This is a genomic window from Haloterrigena sp. H1 (assembly GCF_005938085.1).
Classification (GTDB): Archaea; Halobacteriota; Halobacteria; order Halobacteriales; family Natrialbaceae; genus Natrinema.
Genome location: NZ_SMZK01000002.1, coordinates 437,276 through 452,871, shown reverse-complemented (window position 1 = coordinate 452,871; position 15,596 = coordinate 437,276). Strand labels below are relative to the sequence as shown.

13 protein-coding genes and 1 pseudogene are annotated in these 15,596 nt (G+C 58.3%); 7 read left to right on the top strand and 7 right to left on the bottom strand.

The window, feature by feature from the left end; all coding sequences use genetic code 11:
• Positions 1-94 precede the first annotated feature (94 nt).
• From E2L06_RS17515 to E2L06_RS17505, 3 genes are all read left to right on the top strand, one after another.
• Positions 95-448, top strand: coding sequence for a hypothetical protein (locus E2L06_RS17515; protein WP_138783033.1), 354 nt, complete (start codon positions 95-97; stop codon positions 446-448).
• 98 nt (positions 449-546) lie between these two features.
• A complete protein-coding gene (locus tag E2L06_RS17510; protein ID WP_138782911.1) occupies positions 547-1,479 on the top strand; it encodes an ADP-ribosylglycohydrolase family protein in 933 nt (310 codons plus the stop codon).
• 241 nt (positions 1,480-1,720) lie between these two features.
• Positions 1,721-2,551 carry an IS5 family transposase gene (locus tag E2L06_RS17505; protein WP_138782522.1) on the top strand — a complete coding sequence of 277 codons (831 nt, stop codon included), beginning with the start codon at positions 1,721-1,723 and terminating at the stop codon, positions 2,549-2,551.
• Between the two features lie 92 nt (positions 2,552-2,643).
• On the opposite strand, the gene E2L06_RS17500 is transcribed toward E2L06_RS17505, so the two are convergent.
• Positions 2,644-3,552 carry a class I SAM-dependent methyltransferase gene (locus E2L06_RS17500; protein WP_138782910.1) on the bottom strand — a complete coding sequence of 303 codons (909 nt, stop codon included), beginning with the start codon at positions 3,550-3,552 and terminating at the stop codon, positions 2,644-2,646.
• Positions 3,553-4,345: 793 nt separating this feature from the next.
• Between E2L06_RS17500 and E2L06_RS17495 the strand changes: the two genes are divergently transcribed.
• A complete protein-coding gene (locus E2L06_RS17495) occupies positions 4,346-5,317 on the top strand; it encodes a winged helix-turn-helix domain-containing protein (RefSeq protein ID WP_138782909.1) in 972 nt (323 codons plus the stop codon).
• 208 nt (positions 5,318-5,525) lie between these two features.
• Here the strand turns inward: E2L06_RS17495 and E2L06_RS17490 are convergent, their stop codons facing one another.
• Positions 5,526-6,908, bottom strand: coding sequence for an FAD-binding oxidoreductase (locus E2L06_RS17490; RefSeq protein ID WP_138782908.1), 1,383 nt, complete (start codon positions 6,906-6,908; stop codon positions 5,526-5,528).
• A 379-nt stretch (positions 6,909-7,287) separates the two neighbouring features.
• On the opposite strand from E2L06_RS17490, the gene E2L06_RS17485 reads away from it, so the two are divergent.
• Together E2L06_RS17485 and E2L06_RS17480 are read left to right on the top strand one after the other, a co-directional pair.
• Positions 7,288-8,682 carry an FAD-binding oxidoreductase gene (locus tag E2L06_RS17485; RefSeq protein WP_138782907.1) on the top strand — a complete coding sequence of 465 codons (1,395 nt, stop codon included), beginning with the start codon at positions 7,288-7,290 and terminating at the stop codon, positions 8,680-8,682.
• A gap of 56 nt (positions 8,683-8,738) precedes the next feature.
• Positions 8,739-8,942 (top strand): annotated as a pseudogene (locus tag E2L06_RS17480) (IS5/IS1182 family transposase); the annotation flags it as partial.
• A gap of 82 nt (positions 8,943-9,024) precedes the next feature.
• Here E2L06_RS17480 and E2L06_RS17475 read toward each other — a convergent pair.
• The gene (locus E2L06_RS17475) at positions 9,025-9,855 is read right to left on the bottom strand and encodes an IS5 family transposase (RefSeq protein WP_138782906.1); all 831 of its coding nucleotides are present in this window, start codon (positions 9,853-9,855) and stop codon (positions 9,025-9,027) included.
• Positions 9,856-10,098: 243 nt separating this feature from the next.
• Here E2L06_RS17475 and E2L06_RS17470 point away from each other — a divergent pair, with 243 nt between their 5' ends.
• Entirely contained in the window at positions 10,099-10,512 is a 414-nt protein-coding gene (locus E2L06_RS17470) for an EamA family transporter (RefSeq protein WP_138782905.1), read from the top strand.
• A gap of 646 nt (positions 10,513-11,158) precedes the next feature.
• Here E2L06_RS17470 and E2L06_RS17465 read toward each other — a convergent pair.
• The 4 genes from E2L06_RS17465 to E2L06_RS17450 form a co-directional block, all read right to left on the bottom strand.
• Positions 11,159-11,731: an Lrp/AsnC family transcriptional regulator gene (locus E2L06_RS17465; RefSeq protein ID WP_249361498.1), complete on the bottom strand. Its 573-nt coding sequence runs from the start codon at positions 11,729-11,731 to the stop codon at positions 11,159-11,161.
• Between the two features lie 96 nt (positions 11,732-11,827).
• The gene (locus E2L06_RS17460; protein WP_138782904.1) at positions 11,828-12,616 is read right to left on the bottom strand and encodes a carbon-nitrogen hydrolase family protein; all 789 of its coding nucleotides are present in this window, start codon (positions 12,614-12,616) and stop codon (positions 11,828-11,830) included.
• Positions 12,613-13,410 (bottom strand): enoyl-CoA hydratase/isomerase family protein, encoded by a 798-nt coding sequence (locus E2L06_RS17455; RefSeq protein WP_138782903.1) that lies wholly within the window; start codon positions 13,408-13,410, stop codon positions 12,613-12,615. Before E2L06_RS17455 ends, E2L06_RS17460 begins: the two co-directional genes overlap by 4 nt.
• A complete protein-coding gene (locus tag E2L06_RS17450; protein WP_138782902.1) occupies positions 13,403-15,595 on the bottom strand; it encodes an acetate--CoA ligase family protein in 2,193 nt (730 codons plus the stop codon). The genes E2L06_RS17455 and E2L06_RS17450 overlap by 8 nt, the downstream gene beginning before the upstream one ends.
• Between the last annotated feature and the right edge of the window lies 1 nt (position 15,596).

Here is a 15,596-nt window from a genome sequence, read left to right as displayed (position 1 = left end):
CGGAGAACTCAGTATTCGGGTTTCAGTGGAGAACTCAGTGTTCGAGAAAAGTGTTCTTCCCAAGCTTTTACACAGTATTTCGAGTGTATCTGTTATGAGCTCAGGACTGGACCCGACGGAGGTATACGACGGTTCGATTACCGTCCGACTCTTGGATGACCAAACTGGAACGGAGACGGTCACCTGTTCCTCGTACGAAGAAGCGATCGAGGTCGTCAAAGAGCATCACTATTCGGTCACAGTCGCAAAGATCACAGATCGAGATAATGATGTCGTCTTCACGTCTGCTGATATGGATATTGATGACTGGGAAAGTATCTGGCGGCAGGAGAAACTCCGCCAGTCTGCCAACGTAGACGAGTACGACTGTCCCTACAATAGCGTTTCGTGTTTTCGTGATGACTTATGTGTTCAGTGTGAAATCGATAAAGTGCAAAATCAATACTGATCGAATTCGGCTGTTTCGACCCCAATCTGCCTTGCTACTAACAGCCGCTGCTACCCTGACCACAATAGTTAGTAACCAGATGTGTGTGTGTATCGCGTATGGCGAACGACTGTCGATCACGAGCACAAGGGATCATGCTGGGGCTCGCATGTGGGGACGCGCTCGGACGCCCAGTCGAATTCCAAGGGCCGGATCGAATCGAGCGAACACACGGGCGGGTAACTAAAATGCTCGCCCACGGAACCCACGGCCAACCCGCGGGAACAATCACTGACGACACGGAAATGGCACTCTGTATCGCTCGGAGTCTCGCAGAACACGGCGCATTTGAGCCAGAAGATATCGCCACCAAATTCATTGACTGGAAACGGTCGGGGCCGTTCGATATTGGGAACATGACCTCGAGCGCACTCCAACGGATCCAGAACGACGAATCATGGGACGAAGCTGGCCAGCGTGAATGGGAGGCAAGCATGGAAGGCAGCAACGCCGGCAACGGCAGTCTGATGCGGTGTGCGCCATACGCCATCGCGTATCAATACGAGCCAGCCGAACTCGTTGACATCAGCCGGCAGTCGTCAGCGATCACCCACGCAGATCCGCGGTGTCAGTGGAGTTGTGCTCTCTTCAACCGGACGCTCGCGAATCTCCTAACTGATGTCGAACGGCCGCTCGAAAGGGTCTTAGATGATATCGGCTCAGAGCTGCCCGACGACGTTCGAAACGCCGTTGAACCGGTCACTGCCGCTCGCCGTGGGGAGCCGGTGGACATCTCTCTCGAGAACTCGGGATACGTCGTCACAACGATCCAAGCAGGCCTGTATCACGGGCTGACCGCCGAGACTGCTGAAGACGCGATTGTCGACGCAGTGATGATGGGTGGCGATACAGATACGATCGGTGCCGTTGCCGGCGCAGTTGCAGGTGCCCGATTCGGAGACGATGCACTTCCTGAGCGATGGCTCACCGAGATTGGTGAAGTCGAGGAACTACGTCAGTTAGCGACAAGCCTGATCGAACGACGGCAGTAATACAGTAAGTGGTTTTGATTGACAATACCAAGATGGATGGCTCTGCTGAAATACTCTTCCTTAGACACTTGCCATGGTAGAACTAGTGGACACTACACGTGTCTATTGACCGCTGGGTTCCTGCCAATTAGCGTATCTGTTCGAAGAGTCGTGATGAATACAGGGCGCTGGCCGTGTTTAGACGCTAGTAATATTGCCTCTATGTCTGGATTTCTAGGAAATGAAGCGAGCACAGGTGGATGTGCACTCCGAACTGGCCCGCTTCACCGAACGATGCGTTGAATTATCTCAAAAAGCTGTCGGAAGCGATCCGAGAAAACCCCTCAGTAAAGGAAAAGATGGCTATGCTGATTGGGTAATCGTGGCGATTCACGGCCTTCGAGAATACCTCGATCACTCCTACCGACAACTGTTAGATGTGCTTCGGGAAATGCCTGCTATTGTCGCTAAACTTGGTCTTTCGCCAGATGAGCTACCGGATTTCACCACCGTTTGTGCTCGAAAGCAAGATCTCAAGATGCCTGTCTGGCGAATGCTGTTGCAGCTGACTGCGGAACTATTCGATACTGGAGAGGTACAGGCAATCGACTCGACTAGTATCGCTCATCGCTCGTCGAGTCACAACTACGCAAAGCGCGTCAAAGGGACGTTTGAGTCGGTCAAAACCACTATTCTTGTAGACTGTTCTACGCGGGCTATTCTCGATGTACACTGCTCGATGAACCTGCCACACGACACGCAGATTGCGTGGCAAGTTCTGAAAAGAAATCTCAGTACCGTGGAAACTATCGTCGCTGATAAAGGGTTTGACTGGGACGAACTCCGCCACATGCTGCGAAAAGAGGGAATTAGACCGGTCATCAAGCATCGTGAGTTCTACTCGCTCGATGCAGCACACAATGCTCGGATTGATGATGAAACCTACCATCAACGGTCTATCGCAGAATCGATATTTTTCGCGCTGCGCAAACGTTTCGGTTCAACACTTAAGTCAAGAACGTGGTTTGGACAGTTCCGAGAACTCGTCCTTAAGGCCGCCGTGAGAAACATCGAACAATCTCTCAGGGCCTAACTCAGATGATATCGACCGTCTAAACAAGACCCAGGGCGCTTATCCAGTACTGACAAAACGCAGAATGGCCCACATGGATGGCGTGAATTTTACTACTGGATATCGGTTGCTGTTCCGGAAGACCTACCAGACGGTAGACTGACCCGTTCGTATATGCCTTGGATGACGCCAATCCGTTCCTCCTCTAGGTTCTGAACGACATTCATTGCTTTCACCGGCGTCTCGGACCCCATGAGGAGGTTGAGTCCGAGCGGTTGTGGCGCATCCGGAGGCCGTGACTGCATCGACTCGACTACGTCGCGGAACCACTCGAGGCTCGGCTCGGTGACATCCTGCCAGGCGAACTCGTCGAAACCGATATCCATAACGAGTTCTTGGAGACGCTCGGGCTTAACCAGATTGCTGAGGGACGCATCCGATGCCCAGGGAACCGGGAACACAGTATCGCCGCCTGATCCGGCGCAAATTTCGTAGAGTGCGAGTGTGCCACCCGGTCTCAGGACACGTCGAGCTTCCTCGAAAACCACCTCCTTGGCCTCGATGTTCATCAGCGTGTGCTCGAACCAGACGACGTCGAATGCCTCGTCCTCGAACGGTAGGTCGAGGGCGTTCCCGTGCTGAAAGCGAACCTCGTCGGTCAGCCCTACCCGGTCGGTAAACAGTGCCGCTGCCCGGCAATACTCCTCGACCACATCGACTCCGACGACATCACAATCGAACTCGGCAGCGAGGGTACGGGCGGGCCCACCGATACCACAACCGACATCGAGGACGCGATCGCGATCCCCGATTCCAGCGATTTCGGCGACTTCACGGGTTGCATCACGCCCGCGAATGTGGAACTCGTCGAACGATGCGATATCGTCCCGGGTGAGCGCGTCGATGTCCTTTCCGGCGGCGTCGAGCGCGTCGAGGATCTCGTCGCCGAGGTCCGGCATCCCGTAATGATCGTTCAATGCCGCCTCGTAGCCGCTGTCCGGCTTCGACTCATTGAAAGACATGCCATCCCCTCCGTTGGTAGGCACTGGTGCGGTGGTCCTCCACTGAACGGCCCCAGTACTGTTTCGAATTGGTTGCCATCGTTGGTGCCCGTGCACGACTTCGGCCGCCTTCGGATTAAGAGTAATTAGAACGATATTTCTATCGGGACGCCGATCGAACCTCGTTTCTATTCGCAATCCGACACGTAGGGGCCCCGATGACGCCTAGGTGCGGCGTGAACTACTCCGCCCTACCGCGCTCGGGCCTACCCGGCCCTCGCTTGTTGAGGACGGAGCTTCCTGTTTCTGTGTCGGAACGTGCAGGAACAGATCCCACAGCGTTCACGAGAACGGAGTTCTCGTGCGGCCCATCAGAACTTTTCGACTTCTGAGGACGGTTCCAGACTCCGCAGGCGACTTCCTTCATGGGTGGTTTGGAGTGTCCCACTCCTACCGAATCGACACTCGGCCACAACCGACGATGCACGCTTTTTGTCGTCGTTCGAAAGAGCGACGCTCTTTCGTGATGACGAAACGCCGAAGGCGTTTCGAACCACGTTTGAACAACGCCGGAAGCAGAGTGAGCATCTTCCTACCGCCTTCGGCCGAAGCAGGAGTAAGGGTGACGATTCACACGAAAACAAGCCATGCGGGCGCTGTATCCCCTCCCTGCTTGCTTCGCTCGCTGGGGAAGGGGCTTAGCGCCCTCAATTACAGCTAACCTGGCGATTGCCAAATCAAAAGAGGGTCCGTGCTCCCATGTGGTGTGATACCGCGGAGAAGGGTTATTCTACTCGTTCACGTATTCGGCAGCATGGACCCCTCGAGCACGAGTGAATCGCCCTCGTCGGCCGGTGCCGGCGGCAACGAGGCGTTCCAACTTCTCTCGGATGAGACCCGGATCGGCATCTTGCGGGTGCTCTGGGACGCCCACGATCCCGCCCAGGAGACGCCCGTGCGGTTCGCGGACCTCCGCGAGCGCCTCGGCGTCGAGGATCCCGGCCGTTTGAACTACCACCTAAACAAGCTGATAGATAGGTTCGTCCGACGAACCGACGCAGGCTACGAGCTCATGGACTCGGGCAAACGGGTCGTCAGGATGCTGTTGTCCGGTACAGCGATCGACAACCCGGAGATCGACCCCGTGGCCGTAGATATCTCCTGTTGGTACTGCGGGGGTGGTGTGGAATGGAGCTACCGGGACGGGTGGCGCTACCTGGAATGTACCAGCTGTGACGCCCGGTGCGTCGAATCCTTCCCGCCTGGCGTCATCAGCAAAAACGAGTTCCCTCCGTCGGGGCTGCGCGACCGTACGCCCAATGAGATCAATGAGGCGGATCGGGTCTGGGGTGCTCACCGGCGGGCGTCGGTGATGGACGGCGTCTGCCCAGAGTGCGCGGGCGATATGCCCGTCACTGCGATCGATATCTGCGAGGATCATCGCCCGGACTGGGACGAATACCAGTTCTGCGAGAACTGCGGATCGATCTTCCGGATGCTGGTCTCGCACGTCTGCGAGGGCTGCAAGTACCGGTGGCGGATGCCGACGTTGTTTTATCCGTCGAGACAGTCGGCGCTGATTGCGTTCTTCTACGAGCACGGCGTCGAGTTCGACCTCGCCACGTACGAGCAACGCACGCTTCTGCTCGACTTCGAGGAGGACCTGGTCTCGATGGATCCCCTTCGCATCCGTATCTCGATTCCACTGGAAAATGAAGTGCTTCAGTTCACGTACGATGAACGGATGGAGCTCATGAAAGAGAGTCGGCGAGAGCGACAACCCTGACAGGAGATAGATGTCGGTACTGGCTGAATCCGGTTTTCCGCTGAGCTAGAGATGAATACCAGCTCTGATGAAGTTAGCCTCTGAGCCGGTCACGCCACTCCTGACAGAAGCCGAGCAGTTCGAACAATCCGTGCTGAACTCACAGCGCGTATTCATCAAGCTTTGTCGGATCAACCGGTACTTCGAAGGAATGTCGAGGGAGAACTTCTCAGACGGTCGGCTCAATGTTCTGGTTGAGGTGGAACACGTTATCGGGATCGTATTCGGTCTTGATCTCGGCGAGACGCCGGTAGGTGTACTCACCGTATGATTCGCGGACTCGTTTGGTACTGTCATCGGCGTCGAGGAAATTCACGTAGACCCCCTCTCGATGGGGTTCGAGCGCATCGAAGAACTGACGGGTCCACGCTGTTTCCGACTCGGCATACTCCTCCTCGTCGGGACGCCATATACCGTTGACGTTGATGTTGTGAGACGAGTTCCGACCGGTGTAGGCGGTGGCATCATCATCAACGCGGCTCACCGCTTCGCCGAGATGGAATAGCACCGAGTACGAGCGAGGTGACTCCGCCGAGAAGGCATGGTCGACGAACACGTCGATCAGGTCGTCAGACAGCTCCGGCAGATCGGTCGACTTCCAGTAGTAGTGCCATCCATGGAGGACGGTGCTGTCGAGCCCGCCCTGGTGTGCCAGATAGGACTTGGGGGAGACCAGGTCGAGAAGCGGTGTGCCGTGCTCACGCAACGGTCGGAGGACGCATTCACCCTCGTCGACCGGGCCGGCGTAGCAGGCGTTGATGGCCACGGCGGGTCGCCAGTGAAGGTCCCCGGGGACGGCAGAGAGGGGAGGAATAGTCCCGAACCTGATGACGGTGCCAAGCTCGTCGGGAGCATCCCGCGCGAAGTCGCGATAGAAGCGTAGCACGTCGGCGGTGTCGTCCGCCGCCCAGAACACGGGGCCGGCGAGTACAGTGGGACCGACAGGGTGGAGGGCGAACTCGAACGAAGTCACGATTCCGAAGTTTCCGCCGCCGCCTCGGAGCGCCCAGAACAAGTCCGAGTGCTCGTCGTCCGAGGCTCGGATGAACTCGCCATCGGCGGTCACCACATCGGCGGAGAGCAAGTTGTCGGCGGTGAGGCCGTGCTTGCGCATCAGCCAGCCGATCCCACCGCCGAGTGTGAGTCCGGCGACGCCGGTGTGGCTGACGATGCCGCCCGTGGTTGCCAAGCCGTGAGCCTGGGTCTCGTGGTCGACATCACTCCACAGGGCACCGCCCTGTACCCGGGCGGTCCGCGCGCGAGGGTCGACCCATACGGCTCGCATCTCTGAGAGATCGATGACGATCCCGTCGTCGCAGACGGCGGTGCCGGCAACATTGTGGCCGCCGCCGCGTACCGCGATTTCGAGGTCGTGCTCCCGTGCAAAGTTCACAGCCGCGATCACATCCGCGGTGCCTGCACACTTGGTGATGACCGCAGGATGGCGATCGATCGTCCCGTTCCAGACCGCACGGGCCTCGTGGTAGCCCTTGTCGTGGGGCTGGATCAGGGTGCCCCGAAGCGTTTCTCGGAAGTGGTTAACTGTTACCATGACTTCCTTCCCCCTACCACACGAATTGCGTTAGCTGTTACCGTAGCACAAGGTCTGCTGGATACATTCTCTGTATCTTGCATGCGCTTTCTGCCAACTACTGGATAGATCGAGCGAGGCGTGCAAGACACACAGCGCGTATTCAGCGGACGCCGATGGCCACTCGGTGAATACGGCCGACCGTCTTGGGGCGAAGAACTACCGTCTCACTGGACTGGTACCTAGAATTTACTCTATTGATTCATCGGCCCGAAGAAAACCACCCTTCTTGTGCACCGTGGTGTGCTCTTGCAACAGTTGCATGACCAGCAATGGCTGCCAGATTATCACTAGATGACTATCTATTCCCTGTAATCGTACCTCGCTTGAGGCGTGACTCATGACGATTACCGCTCCGATCGACGAACCCGGATACGAAACGCTTGCGCAAGAAACCCACGGCAAGGTGCTTCGGCCCGGAGACGACGGCTACGACGAGGCCCGATCGATCTGGAATGCGATGATCGACCGAGAACCGGCCGTCATCGTCCGCCCCGCCGGGGCAGCCGACGTGATGACCGCCGTGGAGTTTGCCTGCGATCGCGATCTCCCGCTCTCCGTCAAAGGCGGCGGCCATAACGTCGCTGGTAACGCCATCTGTGACAACGGTCTCACGATCGATCTATCCTCAATCTCATTAGTACGAGTTGATCCTTCATCCCGAACCGCCCGCATCGGGCCCGGTGCGACGATGGCCGACCTCGACCACGAGACGCAGGCGTTCGGCCTCGCTACGCCTGGCGGCGTCATCTCGACGACCGGCGTCGCCGGGGTCACGCTTGGCGGTGGGATCGGCTGGCTCAGCCGTAAATACGGCCTTTCGATCGACAACCTTCGGTCAGTCGATATCGTCACCGCGGACGGGGAACTTGTAACCGCAAATGAAGACGAGAACCCGGACCTCTTCTGGGCGATCCGCGGCGGAAGCGGTAACTTCGGGATCATCACGTCGTTCGAATTCGATCTCCACGAAGTCGGCCCGGAAGTGCTCTTCGGGCCGATTGTCTACCCGTACGAGGACGCACCTGACGTGCTCGCCCGCTACAAGGAATTTACTCAAGGCGCACCGCGGGAGTGCACTGTCTGGGCGAACAGCGTCGCTGCGCCGCCGCTTCCGTTCCTTCCCGAAGCGATCCACGGAACTACGGTTCTCATACTGATGGGATTCTACGCCGGCGATCTCGATGAGGGCAAGGCGGTGCTCGAACCGCTCTGCGAGTACGGCGATCCTATCGCCGACGCCGTCGAACCGATGCGCTATACCGAGGTCCAGAGCCTGCTGGACGAACTGTACACTGAGGGTGCCCGAAACTACTGGAAGGCGCCCAATTTCACGGCCCTCACCGAAGAGACGATCGACACCGTAATCGACTCCGCTGAACGGTCCCCGACCCCGCAATCCGAGGTACTCATCCATCAGGTCGGCGGGGCCGTCAACGATGTCGCGTCGGATGCGACTGCATACCCACACCGGGACACAGAGTACATCGTAACCGTCGGCGCACGCTGGGAGGATCCAGCGAAAGACGATGAGTGCATCGCGTGGGTACGAGAGTGTCACGATGCGCTCGCCGAAGGTGCGACGGGCGGGACGTACGTCAACTTCGAGGGCGACCGCGAGGGCCGTGAGCGGAACGCATACGGCGAGAACTACGACCGACTCGTCAAGTCGAAAAACGAGTACGACCCGGAGAACCGCTTCCAACTGAATCAAAACGTGAAGCCAGCAGACTAGGAGAGGGTGTCATAGAACGAGTGGCGCACCAAAGAGCAGGGTGAACGCTGTGGTTGATGAGCCCAGCGACCCTGCAAGAGCATTCTTCGGTAGAAACGTTCTTCAATGTCGTGGAGACAGAGACGCTAGCGTTGTTTGAGAATCTCTCCTTCGAGTTTCTCGAAGAGTTCGACGTGTTCGCCCCGGCAGAGACGGGGCGAACACGAGATCATGAGCCACCAGAGATGATGCGTGGCTTCCTCCATTGCTACTACAAAGACGAGGGTGTCATAGAACGCTTCTTATGGCGTTCCTTTCGTTCTATTTGGACGGCTGTGTTGAATCGCCATACGGCGTTGGATTTCACTGTTTGATGGCCTGCTTGATGTTATAGACGACACACATCAGGGCGATTTCACGGAACTCTCGATACCAGGTACGCGCTCGCACGGCGTAGCCGAGCGAGCGCTTGACAGCTGAATTGACGGTTTCGGTCATTGACCGCTGAGCGTACCGATCGTCGTCAATGCGGGCATTGTGTGCGTGATCGTACGGAGCGAAGATCCGGTGTTTGATCAGTGGGCGAATGTCGAGTTCACGCAGTCGTTCTCGGAGTTGTTGTTTGTCATAGCCTTTGTCAGCGGCAAGTGACCGCAGATCGCCCGCATTCCGGCGGGCGATCTGCTCGGCGAGGTCTGCGTCGCTTCCTTCTAATGTCGTCGAACAGTGGAGATCAAGAACGGCTTGCGTTGCTGTATCGACGAGTTTTGTGACTTTGAGCGTTTGAACGCGGTAATTCGTTCGGTGGCAGTAGTGACGGCTCGCACGATCACGTTCATAGAATGTTGCGTCGATAGCAGCGTGTTCGGATGGGTCGTGTAGCTGCGCCGACTGGCGCAGCAACACTCGACAGACGCTCATACTGATCCGGTCGAACGCCTTACACAACGTGGATGGCGAGGGGAAATCGGCCGCGCTGAGGCCGATCTCCCCGGTTATTTGTGGCATCTCCTTCAGCAGATCAATCGTCATTCGGTAGGACGTATCGAGGTAGATCCGCAGACAATGCAGGGAAACGAGGGCATAGTCGGCGAATCCGCCGCCACCTTTCGGGGCGGCGGATTCGTCTCCATCGCCAGTAACGTTTTGAGCAATCGGCACAACTGCTCCAATGAAGCGGGAGATTTGGGTCATGAACAACTGAAGTCACCCGCTTCAAGACCTTCGATTTAGCGAACCATTCCGCCGCCGTCTAGTGATTCAACACAGCCATTTGGACTGAACTATCCGTTCACTATAGTAGACTGACTGAACGCTGACACCGAATTCAGTTATCGCTCGGTCAGTAAGGTTTTTCTCTGCGGGTTCTTCTTACCTACGTGAACATATGACACACAAACAGGGGCGAGTAATATTTGATCTAGAGGGGACGGTTCTGTGAACTACGTGTTATGGGCACTGCTGGCGATGGGCTGTTATTCGTTCGCGTTCCTGTTTATGAAAATTGCACTCCAAGATCTGCCGACATTCACCGTCATGCCGATTGCGGTCGGCACACTGGCAATGGGAGCGACGACTGTGGCAGCCCTGTTCGGTGAGTGGTCAGTTCCGTCGGTGACGAGCCGACCTGTCGGGTTCGCACTCGTAGCAGGAATCTGTCTCGCCGGTGCTGTCATCGGGTATTTCCGCGCACTCTCGACTGGCCCTGTTAGCGTCGTCGTGCCGATCTTTGGGATGTTCCTCGTCGGTGGAGCACTCCTCGGAATCGTCGTGTTGGGCGAGGGAGTCACGGCGAAGAAGGCCCTCGGCATCGCGTTTGGTGCTGTTGCGGTCTTCCTCATTGCCACGTGATGCCCCGAGTCTGAGCACGCGTGATCCGAGTGTGTTCTAAGAAACTGCACAATACGCACGTGTAGTGACCGAACTGCCCAATTCAGTTTCAGGCATGATTCTGAATAAAGAAATCGCGCTACTGTCTACTGTTATCGAAAATGTCTTGTTCTACAAACTACTATTTATTGACACCTCTTTCAATGGACGATATATCGATCACTCAGTTAGTCACTCTCTGGTTTGTTGTCCTTATATTCATACAGACAAGTTCTGGAGGCGGTAGTGCAGTTAATATGGCCATCGAGTTAGTTGCTATTCTTCTTATGTATATTCTCCCACTCACCCTGGTCATTCTTATTGTTCTGCGACTGACCGATAACTAATTCAGCTGTACTGGGTGAGTCTACTATCGGGCGAGCAGACGATGCAATCCACGAGGACCAGCTTTGTGAAGTACTGAAACTTACTTGTCCCGTGGGTACTGAACACTAGAAACTCAATGGTCGAAATTCCAGATTCTCTCCGCTCTCTGTTCAGCGCTCCAATCGAAAAGCGAAATGGAACATACGTTGTTGAAGTTCCCTCGAGTGAAGTTGATCACGAGGCGTTGTCAGCCGACGAAACGTATCGGGTAGCGGTTCTTGAGTCTCCTGCCTCAACAGAGTCATCGATACAACAACAACAGGGGACACAGCAATCTCCCCCTCAGGAGATCGTAAGCCATACCCCATCGGGACCTCCTGTCGAGGAAGGCGAAATGGTCCTCATCGTCATAGTTGACTAACAGGCGGTCCTCATCCTTGAACGTCCGCAGGACAATGTTTGTCGTCGAGTTATCCACGCCTTCGGTCTGGATGATCTCTTCCATTAGCTTTTGGAGGTGCTCGTGATCGCGCACGCGTGAGAGCACGTAGAACGACATCTCACCGAGCATGAAGAAGACTCGCTGAACGCCGGAGAGGCCGGCTATTTTCTCGGCAACTTCCTCGTACCCGGGACCGTCGTAGTCGGCATTGATTTCGGTGATCGCTGTCAGCTCGAGGCCGAGTTTCTGGGGATCAAGCTGAGCGATCTCTCCCTTCACGATGTCTTTCTCACGATAGTTCTCCATCCGATAGTAGATCGTAGAGGTACTGACGTCGAGTTCCTCGCTCAGTTCGTCAACGTCGATATCCCCGTTCTCGTCAAGCCGGCGGAGGATCTGGAAGTCCACCTCGTCGAGCGCTACCTTCGGCATCGACTGGTTATTGGTATGCATCTCGTTAATATGTTAGGTTAGTTCCGATCTTCGTGGAATTTGGTTGGAAGGCACCCAATCGGACCACGGATACGGTCACTGTCGGACCGTATCGGCGTCGATTACTGGACGGTCCGCGCGCATCGGGTTTCGTTCATGCTCGGCCGCGACTACGCCAGGGTCAAGTGTGACAGCGACCTGGCCGGATCCGGTTCCCATCTCGACGACCGTCGTCCCATCGGGTTCGATCACTTTGCTGTGTCCACAGAACGTGTTTCCGGCCTCCGTGCCGGCGCGGTTACAGCCGATCACGTACGCGCCCTGTTCGACTGCGCGCGCGGGCAACAGCGTGTGCCAGTCGCGTTCCATCTGGACCGACCAGGCAGCGATGTTGACCACGACGTCACACTCGGCACGCGCGAGCGCCAGACTCGCAGCGGGAAAGTTCAGATCGTAACAGATCTGGATACCAACCCGGCCGAACGGTGCGTCGACGACGGTGTACGCATCACCAACTGCGTAATGTGCAGCCTCGTCGCCCCAGAGGTGGCGCTTGTCATAGCGCGCACGCACGGCTCCATCGGCGTCGAGCCAAACCGCACAGTTGTAGACATCGTCGCCGTCTTGGACAGGCATTCCGAACAGCACCGCGGTCCCGGCGTCGGCAGCAGCCGCACTCAGAATTTCAGTCGTCGGACCCGGAATGGATTCTGCTACGTCGGAGAGGTTCTCGAAGACGTGATACCCGGTCGTCGCGAGTTCCGGGAATACCACCAGGTCCGCATCGGCGGCAGCGATCGCCTTAGCCATCCGGTCGAGCGTTCCGTCATCTGCCGTCCCGAGCGTGCTGTCAAATTGGACGACACTGGCTGTGAATCGCTTCATTGTCCCTCGAACTCCGGTTCCCGGTCCTCTTGGAAGGCAGCGACCGCCTCCTCGTGGTCATCCGTCTGTGAACAGATCCGCTGTGCGCGGGTGGCGTCTTCGAGCGCGCGCTCGAGGTCTACATCGAAGCTCTCGTTGACGAGCCGCTTGCTCTGGGCGAGTGCGATCGGTGGGCGTCCGGCTAGTCGAGTCGCAAATGCAGTGGCCGCCTCGAGCAGTTCGTCCGCAGCGACCTGCTCGCGTGCGAGGTCCCACTCGACGATTTCCTTGCCTGTGAGCTTCCGGCCGGTGAAGATAAGCTCCTTTGCGCGTGCCTCGCCGATCAGTCGTGGCAGGAGGAACGCACCACCGTCGCCAGGGACGAATCCGACGTCGATGAACGTCTCGCCGATGACACCCTCGTCGCTGACGATGCGGAAGTCACAGGCCAGTGCCGTATCACAGCCAGCTCCGAGCGCGTAGCCGTTGATCGCCGCGATGACGGGCGTATCGATTCCGCGGATCGTCCGGACGACGTTCTGGAACAGACCCAGTCCCGTCTCATACTCGGCGAAGTCCATCTCTGGGGTCAGGGGCATGTCGTTCAGGTCCACGCCGGCACAGAACGCGTCGCCAGCGCCCGTGAGAACGATCGCTCGGGTCTCGTCTCGGTCATCCAGGCGCTCGAACGCCTCGACCGCTCCTCGAAGCAGGGGCTCGTTGTATGCGTTCATCGCATCGGGCCGGTCGTACATGATGCAAGCGACGTGATCATCGGTCCGTTCGACGTGCAATGGTCCATCGACCTCAATCATCGGTCGTTCCTCCTGATGGGACTGGCTCACTGTCGACTCGCACGGTCGCATCGTCATCGATCGTGATCGAAGCATCGACGACCTCGACGCCGTCTTCGGTAGCGAAGACGGGATTCAAGTCCAGTTCGGACACCGACGGATTGGCCTCGACGAATTCGGAGACCGAGATCAGGAGGTCGACGACCGCATCGCGATCCACTGGCGGATTGCCGCGGGCGCCGTCGAGCAGTTCCTGGGCATCGATGTCCTCGAGCAGCCATCGAGCGTCGGCTTCGGTAAGCGGCAGTGCTCGGAATGCGACGTCTTCCAGTACTTCGACGAAGACACCGCCGAGGCCACACATGACCACGGGGCCGAACTGCTCGTCGTCGACGACACCCACGATGAGTTCGACGCCGGCGTCGGCCATCGGTGACACGAGCACGCCGTCTATCTGTGCGCCAGGGTCGTAGTCGCGGGCCGCCGCAAGTAGGTCGTCGTAGGTGTCGCTTGCCTCCTCGGTGGATATTTTGAGTGCGACGCCGCCCGCATCTGACTTGTGGACGATGTCGGGCGAGACGATCTTCATTGCGACCGGCCCATCGACCGATGCGGCAGCCGCCCGTGCGTCCTCCGGGCTAGTCGCGAGTTCGAAGGGCGTGATCGGGAGGTTTGCCTCCGAGAGCGCGCGCTTGGACTCGAACTCCGAGAGCTGCGTTCGGCCACTAGCGACCGAGTCGGTGATCGTCTCGGACGTGTCGGGCGTGTCCGCGAGCGCGAAGTCACTGCTCTCGCTGGCGGCTGCGACACGCCCGCCGTACGTCGTTAGGGCCTCGAGACTCGCGGTCGCGACGTCGAGCGATTCGACGACCGGAATTCCATTTTCTCGCAGGACCGCGTGCGGGTCCGTGTCGAATCCTTCGTAGGCGCTCTGGACGACGAGCGGTTTCCCGTGTTCGGCCGCAAGGTCGGCAAGATCGTATGCCGCCTCGATCTCGACGTCGGTGTACTGTTCGGCAAAGCGGATCCCGTAGCCGCCGAAGAGGCCGGAGAGCATGAGCGTGTCCACGTTCGGATCGGCGATGATGGCCTCCGCGCAGTCGACGAACACGGACTGATCCTCGTCGGTGCCGCCTGCAACGTCGACCGGATTGACGACGCTAGCTGCGTCCGGGAGGACGTCTTGAAGTTTTTCCTGCGTTTCAGCGGTGAGTTGCGGGACGGAGAGCCCGCGTTCGGCGAGGGCGTCCGCTGCGAGCGTCGCGTGGCCGCCACCGTCCGCGAGGATGGCGACGTTCTCACCGTCGGCGCTGGGAAGCGACGACAGCGCGTTCGCGACCGACAGGAGTTCGTCCGAGCGCTCGACGCTGACGACGCCCGCCTGCTCGAGGACGGCATCCGTCACCGCAGCGTCGCCGGCCAGCGACCCGGTGTGAGACGAGGCCGAACGCTTGCCCACGTCCGACCGTCCGCTCTTCAGGACGACGATCGGCGTGTCAGCCGTCACCTCACGAGCCTGCTCGAGGAAGGCTCGGCCATCGCTCATGCCCTCGACATAGCAGACGATCGCATCGGTTTCGGGGTCATCGTCGAAGAAGGGGAGGTACTCGTGGAACTGGAGGTCGGCCTCGTTCCCGACGCCGACGTAGTGGCTGAAGCCGACGCCCTCTCGAGTGGCGGCCTCGGTGAACAGCGAGATAGCCATGTTCCCGCTCTGACAGAGCAGTGCGAGGTTACCTTCGGGGACCGTGTCCGCGCCAACGAGGTTCAGGCCCTGATGGACGTTGATCATCCCAGAAGTGTTCGGTCCGATCAGTCTGACGCCGTGCTCGCGCGCGAGAGAGACGATCTCGTCTTCGAGTTCCTGCCCATCTTCGCCGGCTTCACCGAACCCGACGGCGATGACCACCGCGCCCGCGAGGTCGGTGTCCGCACAGTCCTCGAGGATCTGCGGGACGATCGGTGCCGGGGTGACGATGAGCGCGAGATCGACGCGACCGGGAATCGCGGAGACGGTCGGGTAGACCTCGAGGCCGCGGATCTCGTCGGCTGAGGGGTTGACCGGGTAGATATTGCCCTCGTAGCCGCCTTCCTGGAGGGTTTCGATCGCCTGATACCCCCGCTTCGTTTCGTCGGTGGAAGCGCCGACGATCGCCACCGAGTCGGGGTCCATGATCCGGTCGATGTCAGTCGAACGGTTCGACACG

Bases quoted from the DNA above. Each gene is read 5' to 3' on its own strand.
- E2L06_RS17515 (WP_138783033.1), top strand. From the start codon at position 95: ATGAGCTCAGGACTGGACCCGACGGAGGTATACGACGGTTCGATTACC.
- E2L06_RS17510 (WP_138782911.1), top strand. From the start codon at position 547: ATGGCGAACGACTGTCGATCACGAGCACAAGGGATCATGCTGGGGCTC.
- E2L06_RS17500 (WP_138782910.1), bottom strand. From the start codon at position 3,552: ATGTCTTTCAATGAGTCGAAGCCGGACAGCGGCTACGAGGCGGCATTG.
- E2L06_RS17495 (WP_138782909.1), top strand. From the start codon at position 4,346: ATGGACCCCTCGAGCACGAGTGAATCGCCCTCGTCGGCCGGTGCCGGC.
- E2L06_RS17490 (WP_138782908.1), bottom strand. From the start codon at position 6,908: ATGGTAACAGTTAACCACTTCCGAGAAACGCTTCGGGGCACCCTGATC.
- E2L06_RS17485 (WP_138782907.1), top strand. From the start codon at position 7,288: ATGACGATTACCGCTCCGATCGACGAACCCGGATACGAAACGCTTGCG.
- E2L06_RS17475 (WP_138782906.1), bottom strand. From the start codon at position 9,855: ATGACCCAAATCTCCCGCTTCATTGGAGCAGTTGTGCCGATTGCTCAA.
- E2L06_RS17465 (WP_249361498.1), bottom strand. From the start codon at position 11,731: ATGCCGAAGGTAGCGCTCGACGAGGTGGACTTCCAGATCCTCCGCCGG.
- E2L06_RS17460 (WP_138782904.1), bottom strand. From the start codon at position 12,616: ATGAAGCGATTCACAGCCAGTGTCGTCCAATTTGACAGCACGCTCGGG.
- E2L06_RS17455 (WP_138782903.1), bottom strand. From the start codon at position 13,410: ATGATTGAGGTCGATGGACCATTGCACGTCGAACGGACCGATGATCAC.